This is a genomic window from Rhodococcus wratislaviensis (assembly GCF_041228765.1).
GTDB lineage: Bacteria > Actinomycetota > Actinomycetes > Mycobacteriales > Mycobacteriaceae > Rhodococcus_F > Rhodococcus_F wratislaviensis.
On the sequence record NZ_CP150488.1, the window covers coordinates 584647 to 600117 of the forward strand.

General features: G+C 67.4%; 16 protein-coding genes. 11 read left to right on the top strand and 5 right to left on the bottom strand.

The features are described from left to right. Positions 1-106: 106 nt before the first annotated feature. From WKC72_RS02590 to WKC72_RS02600, 3 genes are all read left to right on the top strand, one after another. The gene (locus WKC72_RS02590) at positions 107-1111 is read left to right on the top strand and encodes a 2-hydroxyacid dehydrogenase (protein ID WP_370181656.1); all 1005 of its coding nucleotides are present in this window, start codon (positions 107-109) and stop codon (positions 1109-1111) included. Continuing rightward, complete coding sequence (locus WKC72_RS02595) at positions 1108-1503, top strand: universal stress protein (RefSeq protein ID WP_037236234.1); 396 nt, start codon at positions 1108-1110, stop codon at positions 1501-1503. Before WKC72_RS02590 ends, WKC72_RS02595 begins: the two co-directional genes overlap by 4 nt. A gap of 97 nt (positions 1504-1600) precedes the next feature. After that, the gene (locus WKC72_RS02600) at positions 1601-2056 is read left to right on the top strand and encodes a hypothetical protein (RefSeq protein WP_112301513.1); all 456 of its coding nucleotides are present in this window, start codon (positions 1601-1603) and stop codon (positions 2054-2056) included. An 8-nt stretch (positions 2057-2064) separates the two neighbouring features. Here WKC72_RS02600 and WKC72_RS02605 read toward each other — a convergent pair whose 3' ends face one another. After that, complete coding sequence (locus WKC72_RS02605) at positions 2065-3519, bottom strand: short-chain fatty acid transporter (protein WP_370181657.1); 1455 nt, start codon at positions 3517-3519, stop codon at positions 2065-2067. Continuing rightward, the gene (locus tag WKC72_RS02610; RefSeq protein WP_370181658.1) at positions 3516-4946 is read right to left on the bottom strand and encodes an amidase; all 1431 of its coding nucleotides are present in this window, start codon (positions 4944-4946) and stop codon (positions 3516-3518) included. Before WKC72_RS02610 ends, WKC72_RS02605 begins: the two co-directional genes overlap by 4 nt. Positions 4947-5061: 115 nt before the next feature. Between WKC72_RS02610 and WKC72_RS02615 the strand changes: the two genes are divergently transcribed. The 3 genes from WKC72_RS02615 to WKC72_RS02625 all read left to right on the top strand — a co-directional run bounded on the left by WKC72_RS02615 (position 5062) and on the right by WKC72_RS02625 (position 8063). Continuing rightward, on the top strand, positions 5062-6039 hold the full coding sequence (locus tag WKC72_RS02615; protein ID WP_370181659.1) for an Lrp/AsnC family transcriptional regulator: 978 nt from the start codon (positions 5062-5064) through the stop codon (positions 6037-6039). A gap of 182 nt (positions 6040-6221) precedes the next feature. Continuing rightward, on the top strand, positions 6222-7295 hold the full coding sequence (locus WKC72_RS02620; protein WP_370181660.1) for an alkene reductase: 1074 nt from the start codon (positions 6222-6224) through the stop codon (positions 7293-7295). A gap of 378 nt (positions 7296-7673) precedes the next feature. Next, positions 7674-8063, top strand: a complete 390-nt coding sequence (locus tag WKC72_RS02625; RefSeq protein WP_037236225.1) for a hypothetical protein — start codon at positions 7674-7676, stop codon at positions 8061-8063. 27 nt (positions 8064-8090) lie between these two features. Here the strand turns inward: WKC72_RS02625 and WKC72_RS02630 are convergent, their stop codons facing one another. Both WKC72_RS02630 and WKC72_RS02635 read right to left on the bottom strand, forming a co-directional pair. Beyond that, on the bottom strand, positions 8091-8468 hold the full coding sequence (locus tag WKC72_RS02630; RefSeq protein WP_037236223.1) for a hypothetical protein: 378 nt from the start codon (positions 8466-8468) through the stop codon (positions 8091-8093). 33 nt (positions 8469-8501) lie between these two features. Further along, positions 8502-9116 (bottom strand): TetR/AcrR family transcriptional regulator, encoded by a 615-nt coding sequence (locus WKC72_RS02635; RefSeq protein ID WP_245973384.1) that lies wholly within the window; start codon positions 9114-9116, stop codon positions 8502-8504. A 110-nt stretch (positions 9117-9226) separates the two neighbouring features. On the opposite strand from WKC72_RS02635, the gene WKC72_RS02640 reads away from it, so the two are divergent. The 3 genes from WKC72_RS02640 to WKC72_RS02650 all read left to right on the top strand — a co-directional run bounded on the left by WKC72_RS02640 (position 9227) and on the right by WKC72_RS02650 (position 12762). After that, positions 9227-10732, top strand: a complete 1506-nt coding sequence (locus WKC72_RS02640; protein ID WP_268792067.1) for an APC family permease — start codon at positions 9227-9229, stop codon at positions 10730-10732. 4 nt (positions 10733-10736) lie between these two features. After that, complete coding sequence (locus WKC72_RS02645) at positions 10737-11636, top strand: carbon-nitrogen hydrolase family protein (protein WP_037236217.1); 900 nt, start codon at positions 10737-10739, stop codon at positions 11634-11636. 70 nt (positions 11637-11706) lie between these two features. After that, entirely contained in the window at positions 11707-12762 is a 1056-nt protein-coding gene (locus tag WKC72_RS02650) for a diguanylate cyclase (RefSeq protein WP_037236215.1), read from the top strand. A gap of 19 nt (positions 12763-12781) precedes the next feature. Here the strand turns inward: WKC72_RS02650 and WKC72_RS02655 are convergent, their stop codons facing one another. After that, a complete protein-coding gene (locus WKC72_RS02655) occupies positions 12782-13738 on the bottom strand; it encodes a DMT family transporter (RefSeq protein WP_370181661.1) in 957 nt (318 codons plus the stop codon). Positions 13739-13812: 74 nt separating this feature from the next. On the opposite strand from WKC72_RS02655, the gene WKC72_RS02660 reads away from it, so the two are divergent. Further along, positions 13813-14715 carry a LysR family transcriptional regulator gene (locus tag WKC72_RS02660; RefSeq protein WP_037236209.1) on the top strand — a complete coding sequence of 301 codons (903 nt, stop codon included), beginning with the start codon at positions 13813-13815 and terminating at the stop codon, positions 14713-14715. A gap of 233 nt (positions 14716-14948) precedes the next feature. After that, the gene (locus WKC72_RS02665) at positions 14949-15458 is read left to right on the top strand and encodes a hypothetical protein (protein WP_245973385.1); all 510 of its coding nucleotides are present in this window, start codon (positions 14949-14951) and stop codon (positions 15456-15458) included. The last annotated feature ends 13 nt before the right edge of the window (positions 15459-15471 follow it).

Consider the following 15471-nt stretch of genomic DNA (forward strand, 5'->3'; position numbering starts at 1 on the left):
GTATCGATCCATGTTATTTACGTGTTGGACAGGTATTCCGAGGGCCGCTTAACGTACGGGTAACCGGCGGTGCGGAGAGTCGCGCCACCACTCGTCAGGAGGCACGATGGTGACCGCAGAGTCGTCCGTGAAAGAAGCTGCTGTACAGACTGTTTCGGGAGGACGCATCCTGAAGGTCGGGCCACTGAAGCCGTCCCTCACCGCGACGCTCTTCGAGAAGTACGACGCACTCGACCTCCCGCTGGGCGACGGCCGCACCAGCTTCCTCGCCGAGCACGGCGAGTCCGTCACCGCGGTCGTGACGTCCGGCCGCACCGGAGTCGATGCGGCACTGATGACGGAACTGCCGAACCTCGGCGCCATCGTGCACTTCGGAGTTGGTTACGACACAACCGATGTCGTGCTCGCCGAGGAACTCGGAATCGGTGTGAGCAATACTCCCGACGTCCTCACCGACTGCGTCGCCGACACCGCCGTCGGATTGCTGATCGACACGCTCCGCGGCTTCTCCGCCGCCGACCGCTTCGTGCGCGACGGCCGCTGGCCCGCCGAGGGCAACTTCCCCCTCACCCGGCAGGTGAGCGGCACGCGGGTCGGCATCGTCGGGCTGGGGCGCATCGGCTCCGCCATCGCCACCCGCCTCACCGGCTTCGGTTGCACGATCTCCTACCACAATCGGCGCGAGGTTCCCGGCTCCCCGTTCGCGTACGTCGGCTCGGCTGCCGCACTCGCCGCCGGGGTCGATGTGCTGATCGTCGCCGCAGCGGGCGGCAAGGGCACCGAAAAGCTCGTGGACCGAGAGGTTCTCGAAGCCCTCGGACCCGACGGCTACCTGATCAACGTGGCACGCGGAAGTGTCGTCGACGAGGACGCGCTCGTCGAGCTGCTCACCGAACGCAAGCTCGCCGGTGCCGGACTGGACGTGTTCACAAGGGAACCGCACGTTCCCGATGCGCTCCTCGCGCTCGACACCGTCGTTCTCCTCCCCCACGTCGCGAGCGGCACGACCGAGACCCGGGCCGCGATGGAGGCTCTCACCCTGCAGAACCTCGACGAATACCTTGCCCAGGGCACCCTGACCACCCCCGTACTCGAGCCGAGGTCACGATGAGCGTCATTCTCAGCTACGTCCCGACAATCGAAGGTCGTGGCGCGCTGGCGTTCGGATTCGCCGAAGCCCGCATGCGCGCAACCGATCTCGTGGTGATCGCCGACGGAGACAGCGCCTCGGCACCCGGCTTCGGGGCCGAACTGCACTCCGCAAGGGAGGAAGCGGACGCGGCCGGCGTCGACTATCGCATCGCGCGGAACGAACCCGACCGCTCCCACGCAGACAACCTCATCGACGCGTCCTACGACTCAGCCGCGGAACTCCTCGTCCTCGGCATGCGACGACGCTCCCCCGTCGGCAAACTCCTCATGGGTTCCGTCGCCCAGCGCGTGCTCCTCGAGGCGCAGTGCCCGGTGGTCGGGGTCAAGCCGCCCGTCGCGGCAGAGGTCTGAGCGCACCGCGCAGCAGACGTCTGAGCCGCGCGGACGGGGTTGGATCACCGGCCCATCCATAACCCTCACGGCGCCGAATACCTGCCGTGGGACAGCCATGATCGATGGGCCTCGGCGCGCCGACGGCGCGCAACTGGGCGGTCGCCTCCTGACCTTGGTCGGCGACCGCGACTTCCAGGCGCTCGCACCCGAGATCTCCCGGATCGCGTGCGACCACGGCAGCGACCGGTCGGCGTTCACGGCGGTCGTGTCGTGGATCGTCACCACCATCGCCGACCTCATCGCGGATCCGGCCTCGAGCGTCAACGACGCCGTCGACAGCTTCATCAGCGTCGTCCCCCTCGTGCACGACGCGACCGAACTGGCGGAAGAGTTGCCCGCGCCCGCCGAGTGGCTGTTCACCGCCGTCGTGCGACACCTGCAGAGCAGGCGCCGGGCGGGATCCGATCCCCCGCCGCCCGTGCCTGCCGACACCGCACTCACGCGCATGCAGGCCCTCGTCGAAGCGTTGCTCTGGCTCGACGCACTCCTCGAGTGCGACCACAGCCTGTAGGCGGGCCGTCAGGGTTGCACTGGCGGGGTGTAGGTGAGCGTGTTCCCCAGGAACCAGAGCAGTCCGAGCACGATGGGGAGATGGAAGACGAGCTGCACCGCGGTGAACCCGACGAGATGCCGGGCACGAAGTCCGAGGATGCCGAGGAGGGGCAGCATCCAGAACGGGTTGACGAGATTGGGCAGCGCCTCCGCGGCGTTGTAGATCTGGACCGTCCACCCGAGGTGCGCCTGGAGGTCGTTGGACGCCTGCATGACGTAGGGGGCTTCGATGATCCATTTGCCACCGCCCGACGGGATGAACAACCCGAGCACCGCCGAGTAGACACCGATGACCAATCCGAACGTGCCGTGCGAGGCGATGCTCACGAAGCCCTCGGAGATGTAGTGCGCCACCGTGTTCCCGTCGGCATCGTGCGCCCGGGTCATGACGGCGGCGATACCGGCGTAGAACGGGAACTGCACCAGGATGCTCGAGCACGCAGGAACCGCATTCTTCACCGCGATCAGGAAGCGCCGCGGACGCCAGTGCAGCAGCATACCCAACGCCAGAAACAGCAGGTTGTACGTGCTCAGGTTGGAGATCACGAGAATCGGATCACTCGCGGCGAACTCCCTCAGCAGCCAACCGAATACGAGTGCGCCGACGATCACGGGCAGCACCGGGCTGTACTCGAGCCAGTCGCCGGGGCGCTCACGCTTCGGCAACGGCGGCGACACGTCGCGGACGTCCACCCCGAGATCCTCCGCCGTGACGGAGTTCGCCTTGTGCGGCGCCGACAGATACGCGATCACGACGCTGACCACGAAGATCACCGCTGCCAGAAACAGCGACTGCCACAGGAAGATGGTGTCCCGGAACGGGATTACACCGGTGATCGCGAGCAGCTCCGGAGTGAGGCTCTTCGGGTTGGCCTGAAGCTGCGCGGCGGAGGAGCTCAGCCCCAGCGCCCAGATTCCGCCGATTCCCAGATAGGCTGCTGCTCCCGCGGCCCGATAGTCGAGGCCGAGTTCGGTGCGGCGTGCCATCGCCCGGGCCAGCAACCCGGCGAAGACGAGTCCGAAACCCCAGTTCACCATCGACGTCACGAGGCTCACCACCGCGATGAACGTGACACCCCCTCGGGCGGTGCGCGGAATCGCCGCGAGTCTCGTGATGAGGCGTTCGGCGGGGGGTGACGACGCCACGATGTAGCCGGTGACCACCACCATCGCCATCTGCATCGTGAACGGGATCAGATCCCAGAAACCGGTCGAGAAGCTCGTCGCCACCGTCGCCGGCGACGCTCCGATGGCCAGAGCGGCTCCGGCCACCAACGCCACGGCGAGCAGCGCGAAGATGAACGCGTCCGGGAACCATCGCTCGATGACCGACGCGAACCGGAGGGCGACCCTGGCAAGGAAACCCTCCCCAGCGTCCTGCTGTTCCTCGCCGCGGCGCGCGGATTCGACGGTGCTACTCATGATGTCGTCACCTCGAACCGCCGTGGTGCGACGGGAAGCCTCGACGCGACTCCCACCGAGGACTCGAACATCTGCGCGTGTGCGAGGAGCCGGGCCTCCTGCCCCGGCGCGCCGACGAGTTGCAGTCCCACCGGCAGTCCGGCGTCGGAGAAGCCGCACGGGAGCGCGACGACCGGGCACCCGGTGAGGCTCACGCAGAATGTGATTGCGATCCAGTCGATGTACGTTCGCGATTCCACCCCGTCGATGCGTTCGGGATACGTCCACTCCGCGGGGAAAGGATCGAGCGGTGCGGACGGAACCACCAGCAGATCGTGGGTCTCGAAGTAGTCCGCAAACTCGTGGAACAGTTGTCCTCGAACGCGTTCTGCCCACAACAGCGTCTCCGTGGACTGAGTGAGACCGCGCTCGATGTTCCACACGATGTCGGGCTTGACCTCGCTGCGATGCTCCGCGAGGAGCCCGCCGTGCACAGCGGCCACCAAATGGCTCCGCAACGCCTGGAAGGCATCGTAGGCGCCGGTGAAGTTCGGGCAGTCCGTCACGACGTCGGCGCCGAGCGCGTCGAAGTGTTTCATCGCGTCACCGCAGATGCGGCGCATCTCCGGCTCGACCGGGAGACACCCGAGGTCCGGACTGAAGCCGACGCGGGTGGGCGGATCGAACGTCGTCAGGCGTTCCAGGAACGACTGCGGTCGTTCCGGCCTCGTCAACGGGTCGTGCAGGTCGTGGCCGACCATCGCATCCAGCATCAGTGCGACGTCGCCGACGTTGCGCGCCATCGGCCCCTCCACCCACAGCGGATCGAATGGGATCGCCGGCCGGCGGCGCGGAATCCGCCCGGGAGTCGGGCGCAGACCGACGGTCGCGTTGTACCCGGACGGGGTGCGGAGGCTGCCGCCCAGGTCGTTGCCGGTCGCCAGCCAGGCGCTCCCCGAGGCGAGCGCGGCCGCGGACCCGCCGGAGGAACCGCCCACCGAACGGTCGAGGTTCCACGGGTTGCGGCTGGGACCGAACAGTGTGTTGTACGTGTGACCGCCCGCGAACTCGGGCACGTTGGACTTGGCGTACGGGACGCCGCCGTTGTTCTCGAGGACGCTCACCATCGCGTCGGATCGGGCGGCGACGTGGTCGGCGAAGAGGGGTGAGCCGTGCGTCGTGCGCTGCCCTTCGACGTCGTTGTAGTCCTTCACCGCGACCGGTAGTCCGGCGAGCAGACCACGCCCCGCCGGATCCGGAACTTCAGCCTCCAACCGCGCCGCGCGTTCGGCAGCGGCATCGAAGAACTGGATGGGCAGGGCGTTGACTTGTGGGTCTACCTCGGCGACGTGCCTACGGAGTGCCTCGAGGATGCTGGTCGGCGTCTCGGCGCCTTCGCGCAGCAACCGGACGACCTCACGCGCGGGTTTCTGGATCAGATCGGACATCGGGGGCTCCTATCGGGGGGCGAACGTGGCTTTCGGCCCCAAGCGTCACTCTGGCGTCGGATTCAATCAACAAAAATAAGCAATATGGAGGATTCAGCCGTATCATTGGCCGATCATGCCGGAACACACAGTCGATCCGCTGGACCGCAAGATCATCGCCGCGCTGGTCGTCGATGGCCGCGCGACGTGGTCGACGATCGCGGCCGCCCTCGGCGAAGCCGAGCGCACGGTGGCACGCCGAGGTTCGCGACTGCTGGAGTCGGGGATGGTGGAAATCCGTGGAATGGCGGACCCGCATCGCACGGCGGATTCCGATCCGTTCATCGTTCACGGCCGGTGCCGCCCGGACAGCACATTGACGGCGGCCGTCGCGCTCGCGCACCGACCGGAGAGCGTGACGGTCTACGTCCTGTCGGGGCCGCAGCACTGCTACGCCGACATCTGGGCTCCGCGCCGGCGGCAGTCCCGCCTCTTCCTGCAGGAGATGGCGACGCCGTCGGGATTTCTGCAGATGGACATCTCGCCGGTGCTCGAATACATACGTACGCTTCACGACTGGGAACCGGGAATCCTTACCGTCACGCAGACCGCCGAAATACGACGAATCCCGAAGACCCGCTGGCCACAGTTCACCGACCCGGTGGTTCTCGACCGGGAAGACAAGGCGCTCGTGGGGCTGGTCGTCGAGAACGGCCGCGCGAGCTTCGAGGAACTGTCCCGGCTCGTCGGGATCTCCGAACAGACCGTCAAACGGCGCATCGACAAGATGCGGCAGTCCGGGCTGCTCACGTTCCGCGCGGTGTTCGACCCGGCGTTGATCGGCCTCCCCGTTGCCGCGTTGCTGTGGATCCGGGCGAAACCGTCGAAGGTGTCGGCGGTCGCCGAGGCACTCGCCGCTCAGCCGTTCCTCCGATACGCGGCGATCATCATGGGCACTCACCAGATCGTCGCGGACTTCCGGCTGCCGTCGAAGGAAGCCCTGCGGGAGCTGATGCTCGAAGCCGAGTGGCTCGAGCACGTCGACCTGCTGGAGAGCTCACTGATTCTCGAGACCCTGAAGCAGAGCCGCGTGCTGGCCGGCGACCTCGGGTAACAGCAGACCAACTCTCCTCGGTACTCGGCATTTCAGGTCCAAGGCCGGTGTGCCCGCACAGTGACGGCCGTCTCGAGTCGGAATAGCGCGGCCCGTACGCCCGTTCCCCCAGTGGATCCCGATCCTGCGCGGCGGCACCGAGAACGGCGCTGCCGAACACGCCTACGGAAAGACCAATATCTGTGAATCTCTTCTCCCCCTTGACACTCGGCGAACTCGAACTGCCCAACCGGGTCGTGATGGCGCCCCTGACCCGCGTCCGCTCCGGGCGTGACGGCGTGCCCGGACCGCTGGTGGTCGAGCACTACCGACAGCGGGCCTCTCTCGGTCTGATCGTCGGTGAAGGCACTTACCCCAGCAACGCCGGCCAGGGCTTCCCCGGCCAGCCCGGGCTGGTGACACCCGAACAGGTTGCGGGCTGGAAGAACGTCGCCGACGCCGTGCACGCGGCCGGTGGACGGATCGTCGCGCAGGTCATGCATGCCGGCCGCGTCACCCATGAGGGAACCACCGGCGGTCACGAGGTGGTCGGTCCGAGCGCCGTCGCCATCGAGGGTGAGACCCGCACGTACGACGGGAAGGAGCTGTACCCGGTTCCCCGCGCGTTGGGTACCGAGGAACTCCCCGCCGTCATCGAGGAGTTCGTCCAGGCGTCGCGGAACGCGGTGGCAGCCGGGATGGACGGCGTCGAAATCCACGCCGCCAACGGCTACCTGCTGCACGAATTCCTCTCCCCGGCCTCGAACCTGCGTGAGGACACGTACGGCGGCTCCCCCGCGAACCGGGCACGCTTCGTCGTCGAGGTATTCGAGGCCGTGGCAGACGCCATCGGCGCCGGCCGGGTGGGTATCCGCATCTCGCCCGAACACAACATCCAGGACGCCCTGGAACTGGACGCCGACGACGTTCGGGCCACTTACGGTGCGCTGGTCGACGCCATCGCTCCGCTGAAGCCCGCCTACCTGAGCATTCTGCACAAGGACCCGTCCGGGCCCCTCGCACAGGACCTGCGGATACGCTTCGGCGGCCCGGTGCTGATCAACAGTGGTTTCGGCGCGGTCACCACCCGCGACGAAGCGCTCGCAATCCTCGACGACGGCCACGCCGATGCCGTCGTCGTCGGGCGTCCCGCGATAGCCAACCCGGATCTCGTGCGGCGCTGGCAGGAAGACCTGCCGCTCAACATCCCGGACCCCGAGACCTTCTACTCGGAGGGCGCGAAGGGCTACACCGACTACCCGGTGTTGCAGCACTGACCCCCGGTCCGACATGGCCCATGACTGCAGGTCATGGGCCACAGTGCTATCCGACGGACGACCCCGTGTCGCGCATCCGGGCCCGGCACCGTACGGTTAGTCGTAGTTGAGTACACAGCTACCGAGTTCACGGGCCGCCCGGCGTGTCCGTGCTCTAATCGGGCGTACCAACTGTGCACGCTGTGCCAGGACGCCCACCTCGAAGGTGGCCGACAGTGAGAGCACCATTCCCAACGACGCTCTCGCAGCCGAAGCTCCCGACGAACAGCTTTACTTCTATCTTCTCGTGACCTGTCGGAGGAACTGCATTTTCGGACCACTGAACTCCGGGCCTGCTCTGCTGCGGCGACGCTCACAGAAGTTGAAAGGTGATCGTTCATGCCACTCACCGTGGAGCACACCACTCGTTACGCCGATGCCCTGATGACGCTGGCCCTGGCCGCGCACCGTCCGGCCACCGTCGTCAACACCGGCACCGGATACGCCGTCCGGGTCGATTTCGAGCGCGGCATTCACCTGCTCGCCACCAACGCACCGGGGGATCTCAGTTCCGATCCGGACGCGCAGAATCCCTGGGTCGTGAGCTTCTTCCAGAAGCAACCCGCCGCCGAGGACACTCGGCTCGTGACGGTGACCGGCGAATGGCTCGTCGACGCCTTCGACCAGGCCCTCGCCATGATGCCGATTTCCGGGATCGCCGACGACCCGAATGCACAACCCGCCGAGCTGCGCCTGGCCGGCGCGGACGTCCATGACCTCGCTCAGTAACACCGCCTGACGGGCCGCACCGGCTCGTCACCGCCCGGCAGCAGACCGTCTACCTCCACCGGGTAGGCGGTCTGCGAGTCTCCCCAGCCGCTCGACCGCGGGCAGCGCCTGCGCGATCTTCTCCGCGTCACGGGCAATGATCTCGGCGCTCTGGTCGATCCCCTTCGCACTGACGGCGAGCCCCTCCGCGGTCTCCGCGATCTGCTTGGCGGCGTGGAGCAGCTCGGACAGGTCGTCGAGTGCGGGCCCCAGACGATCGATCAGCACCCCGATCTGTCGTATGCGGAGCATCACCGTCGTGACGGCGTGTTCCCACTCGCGGATCTCGCTCGAGACGTTCTGCAGGATCTTGATGGGAGGCTCCTTGTCGGTGCGCGGCGGCCGGGCCCGGCGACGCGCAGCCAACCTATCTGTTACTCCCAGTTTCCGGTACTTCACCTACCCGCTCAGATCATGGCCGGTGGCCGCGCGCGCGTAGGAGTGGAGGCTCGCGATCACCTCGGCGCGGCTGCGACGTCCGGCCAGCACCTCCATCTGGTAGCCGTCCTCCATGGCCACGAAATTCGCGGCGAGCAGGCGCGGCGGGTCGGTGAGCGTGAAGTGCCCCTGAGACTGACCGATCACCAGAATGCCGTAGTAGACGGCAATTTGACGCTCGGTCAGGGAGCTGTCCAGGGCCGCCGCCTTGGCGTCGCGCAACGATCTCGGCCAGCACTCGAACAGCAACCGGACCAGTTCGTCGTCCGGTCCGCTCGCGACCCCGTGATCGATGCAGGCCCGGAGGCGGTCGCGCGCGTCGGGGAACTGTTCGGCGACGCGCTCGCGCTCCTGACTGAACCGCTCGATGGCCCGCTGATACGTCTCGTAGATCAGCGCGTCCAGGTCGCCGTAGTAGAGCACCGCGGCGGGCGTGACCCCGGCCTGCTCCGCGATGTCACGAAGACGCACCCCCTCGAGTCCGCGCGCGAGCACCGCCCGCTGGACTGCCTCACCGAGTTCGGCCCGGCGGGCCCCCTGATCCTTCTTCCGCGCCACTGCCTTCGCTCCGCTCATCGCGAGTTCTTATATGGAGATTTAGACAATACCTGCCCAGCTATTGACAGGTAGATCACACTGTTCTTAAATTTCTATTTAAAGAATCCAATCCGATCTCAGGAGCCACCGTGTCGACCAATCCCACCGACGCCGAGACGAGCCTCGACCCACCACCAGCACCCACCGGGAAGGGACTGCGGGGCGGCTCCGTGGGTCTGCTCGCCGCGGTCGCGCTCGGCCTGTCCTCGGTCGCGCCGGCCTACAGCATCGCGGTCACCCTCGGTTTCGTGACGATGGTCGTCGGCAACCTCGCACCCGCTGCCCTACTTCTCGGATTCGTGCCGATCCTCCTGACCGCGTTCGCTTTTCGCGAGCTGAACCGGGAGATGCCGGACTGCGGCACCACGTTCGTCTGGACCACCCGCGCATTCGGTCCCCACACGGGGTGGCTGTCCGGCGGATGGGTGGTGCAGATCGCGACCCTCATCGCGATGACGGCACTCGCCCGAGTCGGAGCCGGGTACCTCCTGACCCTGCTCGGCCTGGATTCGCTGGCATCCGACAACGTCGCGGTGATCGTCACCGCGGTCCTGATCGTCGCCGCGGTCACCACCATCGCCTACCGCGGGCTGCAACTGGCCGCCTCGGTGCAATACGTATTGCTGGGATTGCAGGTGGTCGCCCTGTTCGGCTTCGGAGCGGCCGCGTTCGCCCGCACCGGCGCGTCCGCACCGAGCCTGTCCTGGCTGAACCCCTTCGCGTTCGGCGGTTTCGGCCCCTTCGCCGAGGCGGTGCTGCTGTGCCTGTTCATCTACTGGGGATGGGACGCGCTGATCACCGTCAACGAGGAAACCCGTGACAGCGACCGCATCCCGGGTCAGGCCGCGGTGATCTCCACCCTCGTCCTGCTGGGCACGTACCTCTTCACCGGATTCGCCGCGATCAGCTTCGCCGGCATCGGCACCGACGGGCTGGGTCTGGGCAATCCCGACAACGCGGGCGACGTACTCGCCACACTCGGACCGCCGGTACTCGGCGCGGGCCTGTCGAAGGTGGTCGAACTCGCTATCTGCGTGTCGGCGATCTCAGCCCTGCTCACCTGTGTCATCGGGAGCTCACGCGCCACACTCTCCATGGGTGCCCACGGCGCGCTGCCCCGCGCCTTCACCCGAATTCACCCCACCTACCGCACCCCCGCATTCGGCACCGTGTTCTTCGGGGCGACCGCCGCGGTCCTGCTCACCGCCCTCACCCTCGTCTCCGGCAACTTCCTCGGCGACGCGATCCTCTCCATCGGCCTTCTCATCGCGTTCTACTACGGCGTCACCGGTCTCGCCTGCGTCTGGTACTTCCGCCGCCGCCTGAACGACTCCCCTCGCGACCTGTTCCTCCGGGGCATCCTGCCCGCACTGGGCGGGACGATCATGCTCGCCGCCTTCGCCCGCAGCGCCCACGACATGCTCGACCCGGACTACGGAGCAACCTCGTTCCACGGGATCGGCGGGGTGTTCCTGCTCGGCGTCGGGTCGATCGCCGTCGGCGCCGTGGCGATGATGCTCGTCCGCACCCGCTTCCGCCGCTTCTTCCGAGACGGCCGCACCGCCGTCACCGAACTGACCGTCACAGAGGACTGAAATCATGCGCACACTGACCATCGCCGCCATCCAGACCGCCCCGATCCCGTTCGATGTGGAGGCCACCTGGCAGCGGTTCGCCGACCAGGTCCGCGCCGTGCGCGACACCTTCCCGCACGTCGAACTCGTCGTGGTCCCCGAACTCGTGCTGGCCGCGGAGGCGCCCCTCCTGCAGGCCCGCGCCGACTGGATGGACCGGGTGGCGCTGCCACTCGCCGGCCCCCACATCGACCGGATCTGCGCACTCGCCGAGGAAACAGGCCTGTGGCTGGTGCCGGGAACTCTCTACGAGCGCGGCGACGACGACAAGATCTACAACACCGCCATCGCCGTGTCACCCCTCGGCGAGGTCGTTGCCCGCTACCGCAAGGTCTTCCCCTGGCAGCCGTACGAACAGACCGCACCCGGCAGCGAGTTCGTCGTCTTCGACATTCCCGGCACCGGCCGGATCGGTCTCGCCATCTGCTACGACGGCTCGTTCCCGGAGACCGCACGCCAACTGGCCTGGCTCGGCGCGGAAGTGATCATCCAACCCACCCTCACCACCACCCGCGACCGTGAGATGGAACTCGTCTGCTCCCGGGCCAACGCTTGGACCAACCAGGTGTACGTCGTCAACGTCAACGGCGCCGACCCGGCCGGAGTCGGTGCCAGCGTCGTCGTCGACCCGGAGGGCATCATCCGCCAGCAGGCAGGGTCGGGAGAAGAAGTCCTCGTCGACACCCTCGACCTCGACGCGGTGACCCGGGTCCGCACGTACGGCACGTTCGGCCTCAACCGCCCCTGGGACCAGATCGCCCGATACGGCCAAGGGATCCGACTCCCGATGTACGACGGCGCGGGCATCCACACACCCCCGTGGCACGACAACGCCGAGCAGATCCCCGCGTCCACGCCACGCTGACTCGTCCTCCCGGAAGGGGCGGTCACGAGAGACCCGCCCTTTCCGGGACCGGTCCTGGATAATTGCGAGAGTGAGGCCCCTCGCTGCTTCGTCCGTCGACACGGTCCTACAGGACTATCAGCCACGCATCCTGCGCCGCTACCTGTGGATCACGACTGCGCTGCACCTGGCGGGGTTCGTCCTCCCTCCCATGGTCGGGTTGTCGATCCGGCCGGAGACCGTCGCCGCTCGCACGGCCGGTGTTCTCCTCGGAGTGTTCGCACTCGTCGTGCTGCACCGGGGCGGTCGCAGGCCGAGCCGACGGGCCTACCAGGTGTGCACGGCGGCGGCACTGCTCGCCACTCCGATCGTGATGTCCGGTCTCGTTCTCGCCGTCGCCCAACTGCTCTGCGCGATCGCGGCGATGTTCCTGGCGATGTATTTCGTCGTGTTCTACCCGAAACGGCAGTCGAGGCTCCTCGTCGGATGCCTCACCGGGTTGATGGTGGTCGGAGTCGTCGTCGCACCCACCGCCTTCACGCTGGTGCCGGTCGAGGTGGACACCGTGACCGTGAAGGCCGCCGTTCTCGTCGTGGCCGTCACCTGCGTAGTCGGCGCTGCCGAGATGTTCGGGTCCCTCACCCGGACCCTGATCGAATCGGCCAGCACCGACGGACTGACAGCCCTGCTCAATCGCGCCGGTTTCGAGCTCGCGTTCCGGCATGCGCTCGAAAGCGCGGGCACGGGGCAGGTCTCCGTGACGTTGGCCCTCATCGACGTCGACCAGTTCAAGTCGACCAACGATCACTACGGCCACGCCGCGGGCGACGCGGTTCTCGTCGACCTCGCCAACTACCTCGCCGGGCACATGCCCCGCGGCGCCCTTCTCGCCCGGGTCGGCGGCGATGAGTTCGTCACCTGCGTTGTCGGCGAGCGTCACGACGAGCTGCCCGGCGTCATGGCGCAACTCGCCCGGGAGAGCCCCACCCCCTTCAGCTTCGGCGCTGCGTCGTCCACCGGAGAGGCCGACCCCCTCACCGCGCTCTATCGACACGCCGACCGCGAGCTGTACACGGCGAAGCAGAGACAGCACCCGCCCGAGCCGCCCGCCGACGAACCGTCGCTGCGCACGGGGTGGAACATTTGACCAGTGGCCGCGCCCCGGGTCATTCGGCGATTCGCGCGGTCACCGGACGACGGTTCGCCGGCTTCACATGGGTGACCATCCACACCGCGGCGACGACGAGCGCGCAGCCGGCGAACTGCCCGACGCTGGGACGCTCGTGCACGATCACGATGGAGAACAGCATCGCGAGGACCGGCTGGAGCAGCAGCAACGTGGCACCCACCTCGGCGGCGAGCCTCGGCAGTGCGAATCCGATGAGGACCCAGCCGAGTACCTGGCTGCTCAGCGACAGTGCCGCCAACCATCCCAGCGCGGGCCATCCCGGCGTGAGGTCCACCGTTCCCCACAGCGATCCCACCGCGGTCCCGACGACGCCGGCGGCGATCGTCGACACGAACACCTGCGACGACGCCCGGTGTGCGGATCCGGCCCGGCCGATGACGAAGATGTAGATCCCGTAGGCCACACCCGCCGCCAGCGACAGCAGAGTCCCGAGGAACAGCTGGTCGCCGTCGCCGCTGCCGCCGAGGATTCCGCCGGCGAGAGCGACGCCGGCGAACAGGAAGGGAACGGCCACGACGAACCGGACCGGCACCCGCGCACGGAAGAAGACCCACGCGAGCAGTGGCACGACGACGACTTGCACGTTGACGACGACGGTGGAGATCCCGGCACCGATCAGGTGGATCGATCGCGCCCACAGTGCGAAGTCGACGCCGAGCATCATCCCGCCGAGTATCTGGGCCGCAATCACCCGGCGCGGGATTCCGCCGTACCTCCGAAATTCCTGCAGGGCAAGGAGACCGAGGATCGGCAACGCCAGAACACACCGGAAGAACGTCGACGTGGCCGGCTCCACCCCGGACAGCTTGATGAGACTTCCGGTCAGCGAGGTCGCCACCGCACCCGCCAGAACGAGCAGTCGCGGATCGACGGACGCGACGCTGAACGAGGGGCTGACGAGGGCACGGGGGCGCAAACGGAGGGCGGTAGTCACACCGAGAATTCTCCGAGGCTCCAACCATTACAACAAGTGAATAGTCGTGTCATGAAAACAGTAGACTTACTACCATGTTGAGTGTCGATCGCCTCCGCGCGTTGTGCGCTGTCGCCGAACACGGTTCGATCGGCGCCGCGGCCCGCGCCCTGCACGTGACACCGTCCGGGGTCTCGCAGCAACTCGGCAAGTTCGAGCGGGAGGTCGGCGTCGCACTCCTGGTGCCCGCGGGCCGCGGTGTTCAACTCACCGATGCGGGCCGGCTCCTGGCCCGTCGCGGGCAGGAAGTGTTATCGCTTCTGGCGCAGGCCGAATCCGAAGTCGTCTCCCTCGACCGCGATGTGGTGGGCGAACTGCGAATCGGGTCCTTCTCGTCCGCAGGCAGAGTCGTCGTGCCGACTGCCGTGGCGACGCTGCGCAGACGCCACCCACAGCTCGGGGTCAGCTTCTTCGCCGGCGAGACCGAGGAACTCATACCGGCGATCGTGCGCCGGGAACTCGACCTCGCCGTCGTCGACAGCTGGGTCACGATGCCTCTGCACCTGCCCGAGGACGCAGTGCACTCCCTGGTGCACCGGGACTCGGCCGACGTCGCACTGTCCCGGGACCATCCGCTGGCGTCCCGCGATCACGTCGATCTCGACGAGATCGCGGACATGCCGTGGACGACGTGGAAGAAGGGCGCGGTGTACCACACCTGGCTGGTGCAGACGTTGCGCAACCGCGGCGTCGAACCGGATATCCGGTACGAAGTACCCGAATTCGCGGCTCAACTCGAATTCGTCGCGCACGGACTCGCCGCTGCCCTCGTGCCCCGCCTGGCTCGCGTCTGGGTGCCGGACAATGTGGCGATCGTCCCGGTGCGTCCCACCCTCGAGCGCGAGATCTACGCGCTCCGCCGAGCCGACAACGACCGTCCCACGGTCCGCGCGGGAATCGAGGCATTGACCGAAGCCTTCGCCGGCATCGGCACGTGACAGCTCCCCCGTGGCCCACCTGTCGCGACGGGTCTGACGCGGCCACCCGGGCCGCGCACGAACACCTGCCAGAAGGCCCTACACGTACAGGCGTTTCGGTTGCACAATGGTGGTGGGCAACCACCCGGAGGTGCGCGATGAGCGAAACGTGTGCAGCGCCGATACGCCTGTGGCGTCTGGGTCCATGGAGCTGCAACCCCCTCATGCGGGGGTGTGACCGACTCCGATCCACGATGGTTCTCATCGGGGTGGCGTTCGTGCTCCTGATGATTCCGCTGGCCGCGGCCGTCGGAACCGAAACGTACTCGCGGCTGGACCAGCAGACTCAGGCCGAACTCGCCACCCAGCACTCGACCCCGGCCACGCTCGTCGAGGATTCCCGCACCGGGACCGCGGGAGAGCCGCTGCCCGCCTCACCCCAGTATCAAGCCCACGCGCGGGTGCAGTGGTCGGCGAACGGGCAGACACACACCGGCGACGTTCCCACCGCGGCGGGTGCGAAGGCAGGTCAGACCGTCACCGTCTGGCTCGACCCGAACGGCGACCTCGTCTCCGCACCGGAGACCGGTTCGCAGAACGCCGCGACTGCGGTGAGCGTCGCGTGCGGGATCTGGGTGACGGCGGCCGGCGGCTACTGTTTCCTCTTCCTCGTCGTCCACTGGGTCGCGTCCCGCCGCCAGCAGGCTCAGCTGACCCGTGAATGGAACGAACTCGACAGACCACCCGGGTGGCACGTCAGCTGACGGGCAACGGGAC

Excerpts from the sequence above, each read along its gene's own strand:
- WKC72_RS02590 (WP_370181656.1), top strand. The coding sequence starts at position 107 with ATGGTGACCGCAGAGTCGTCCGTGAAAGAAGCTGCTGTACAGACTGTT.
- WKC72_RS02595 (WP_037236234.1), top strand. The coding sequence starts at position 1,108 with ATGAGCGTCATTCTCAGCTACGTCCCGACAATCGAAGGTCGTGGCGCG.
- WKC72_RS02600 (WP_112301513.1), top strand. The coding sequence starts at position 1,601 with ATGATCGATGGGCCTCGGCGCGCCGACGGCGCGCAACTGGGCGGTCGC.
- WKC72_RS02605 (WP_370181657.1), bottom strand. The coding sequence starts at position 3,519 with ATGAGTAGCACCGTCGAATCCGCGCGCCGCGGCGAGGAACAGCAGGAC.
- WKC72_RS02610 (WP_370181658.1), bottom strand. The coding sequence starts at position 4,946 with ATGTCCGATCTGATCCAGAAACCCGCGCGTGAGGTCGTCCGGTTGCTG.
- WKC72_RS02615 (WP_370181659.1), top strand. The coding sequence starts at position 5,062 with ATGCCGGAACACACAGTCGATCCGCTGGACCGCAAGATCATCGCCGCG.
- WKC72_RS02625 (WP_037236225.1), top strand. The coding sequence starts at position 7,674 with ATGCCACTCACCGTGGAGCACACCACTCGTTACGCCGATGCCCTGATG.
- WKC72_RS02635 (WP_245973384.1), bottom strand. The coding sequence starts at position 9,116 with ATGAGCGGAGCGAAGGCAGTGGCGCGGAAGAAGGATCAGGGGGCCCGC.
- WKC72_RS02645 (WP_037236217.1), top strand. The coding sequence starts at position 10,737 with ATGCGCACACTGACCATCGCCGCCATCCAGACCGCCCCGATCCCGTTC.
- WKC72_RS02660 (WP_037236209.1), top strand. The coding sequence starts at position 13,813 with ATGTTGAGTGTCGATCGCCTCCGCGCGTTGTGCGCTGTCGCCGAACAC.
- WKC72_RS02665 (WP_245973385.1), top strand. The coding sequence starts at position 14,949 with ATGGTTCTCATCGGGGTGGCGTTCGTGCTCCTGATGATTCCGCTGGCC.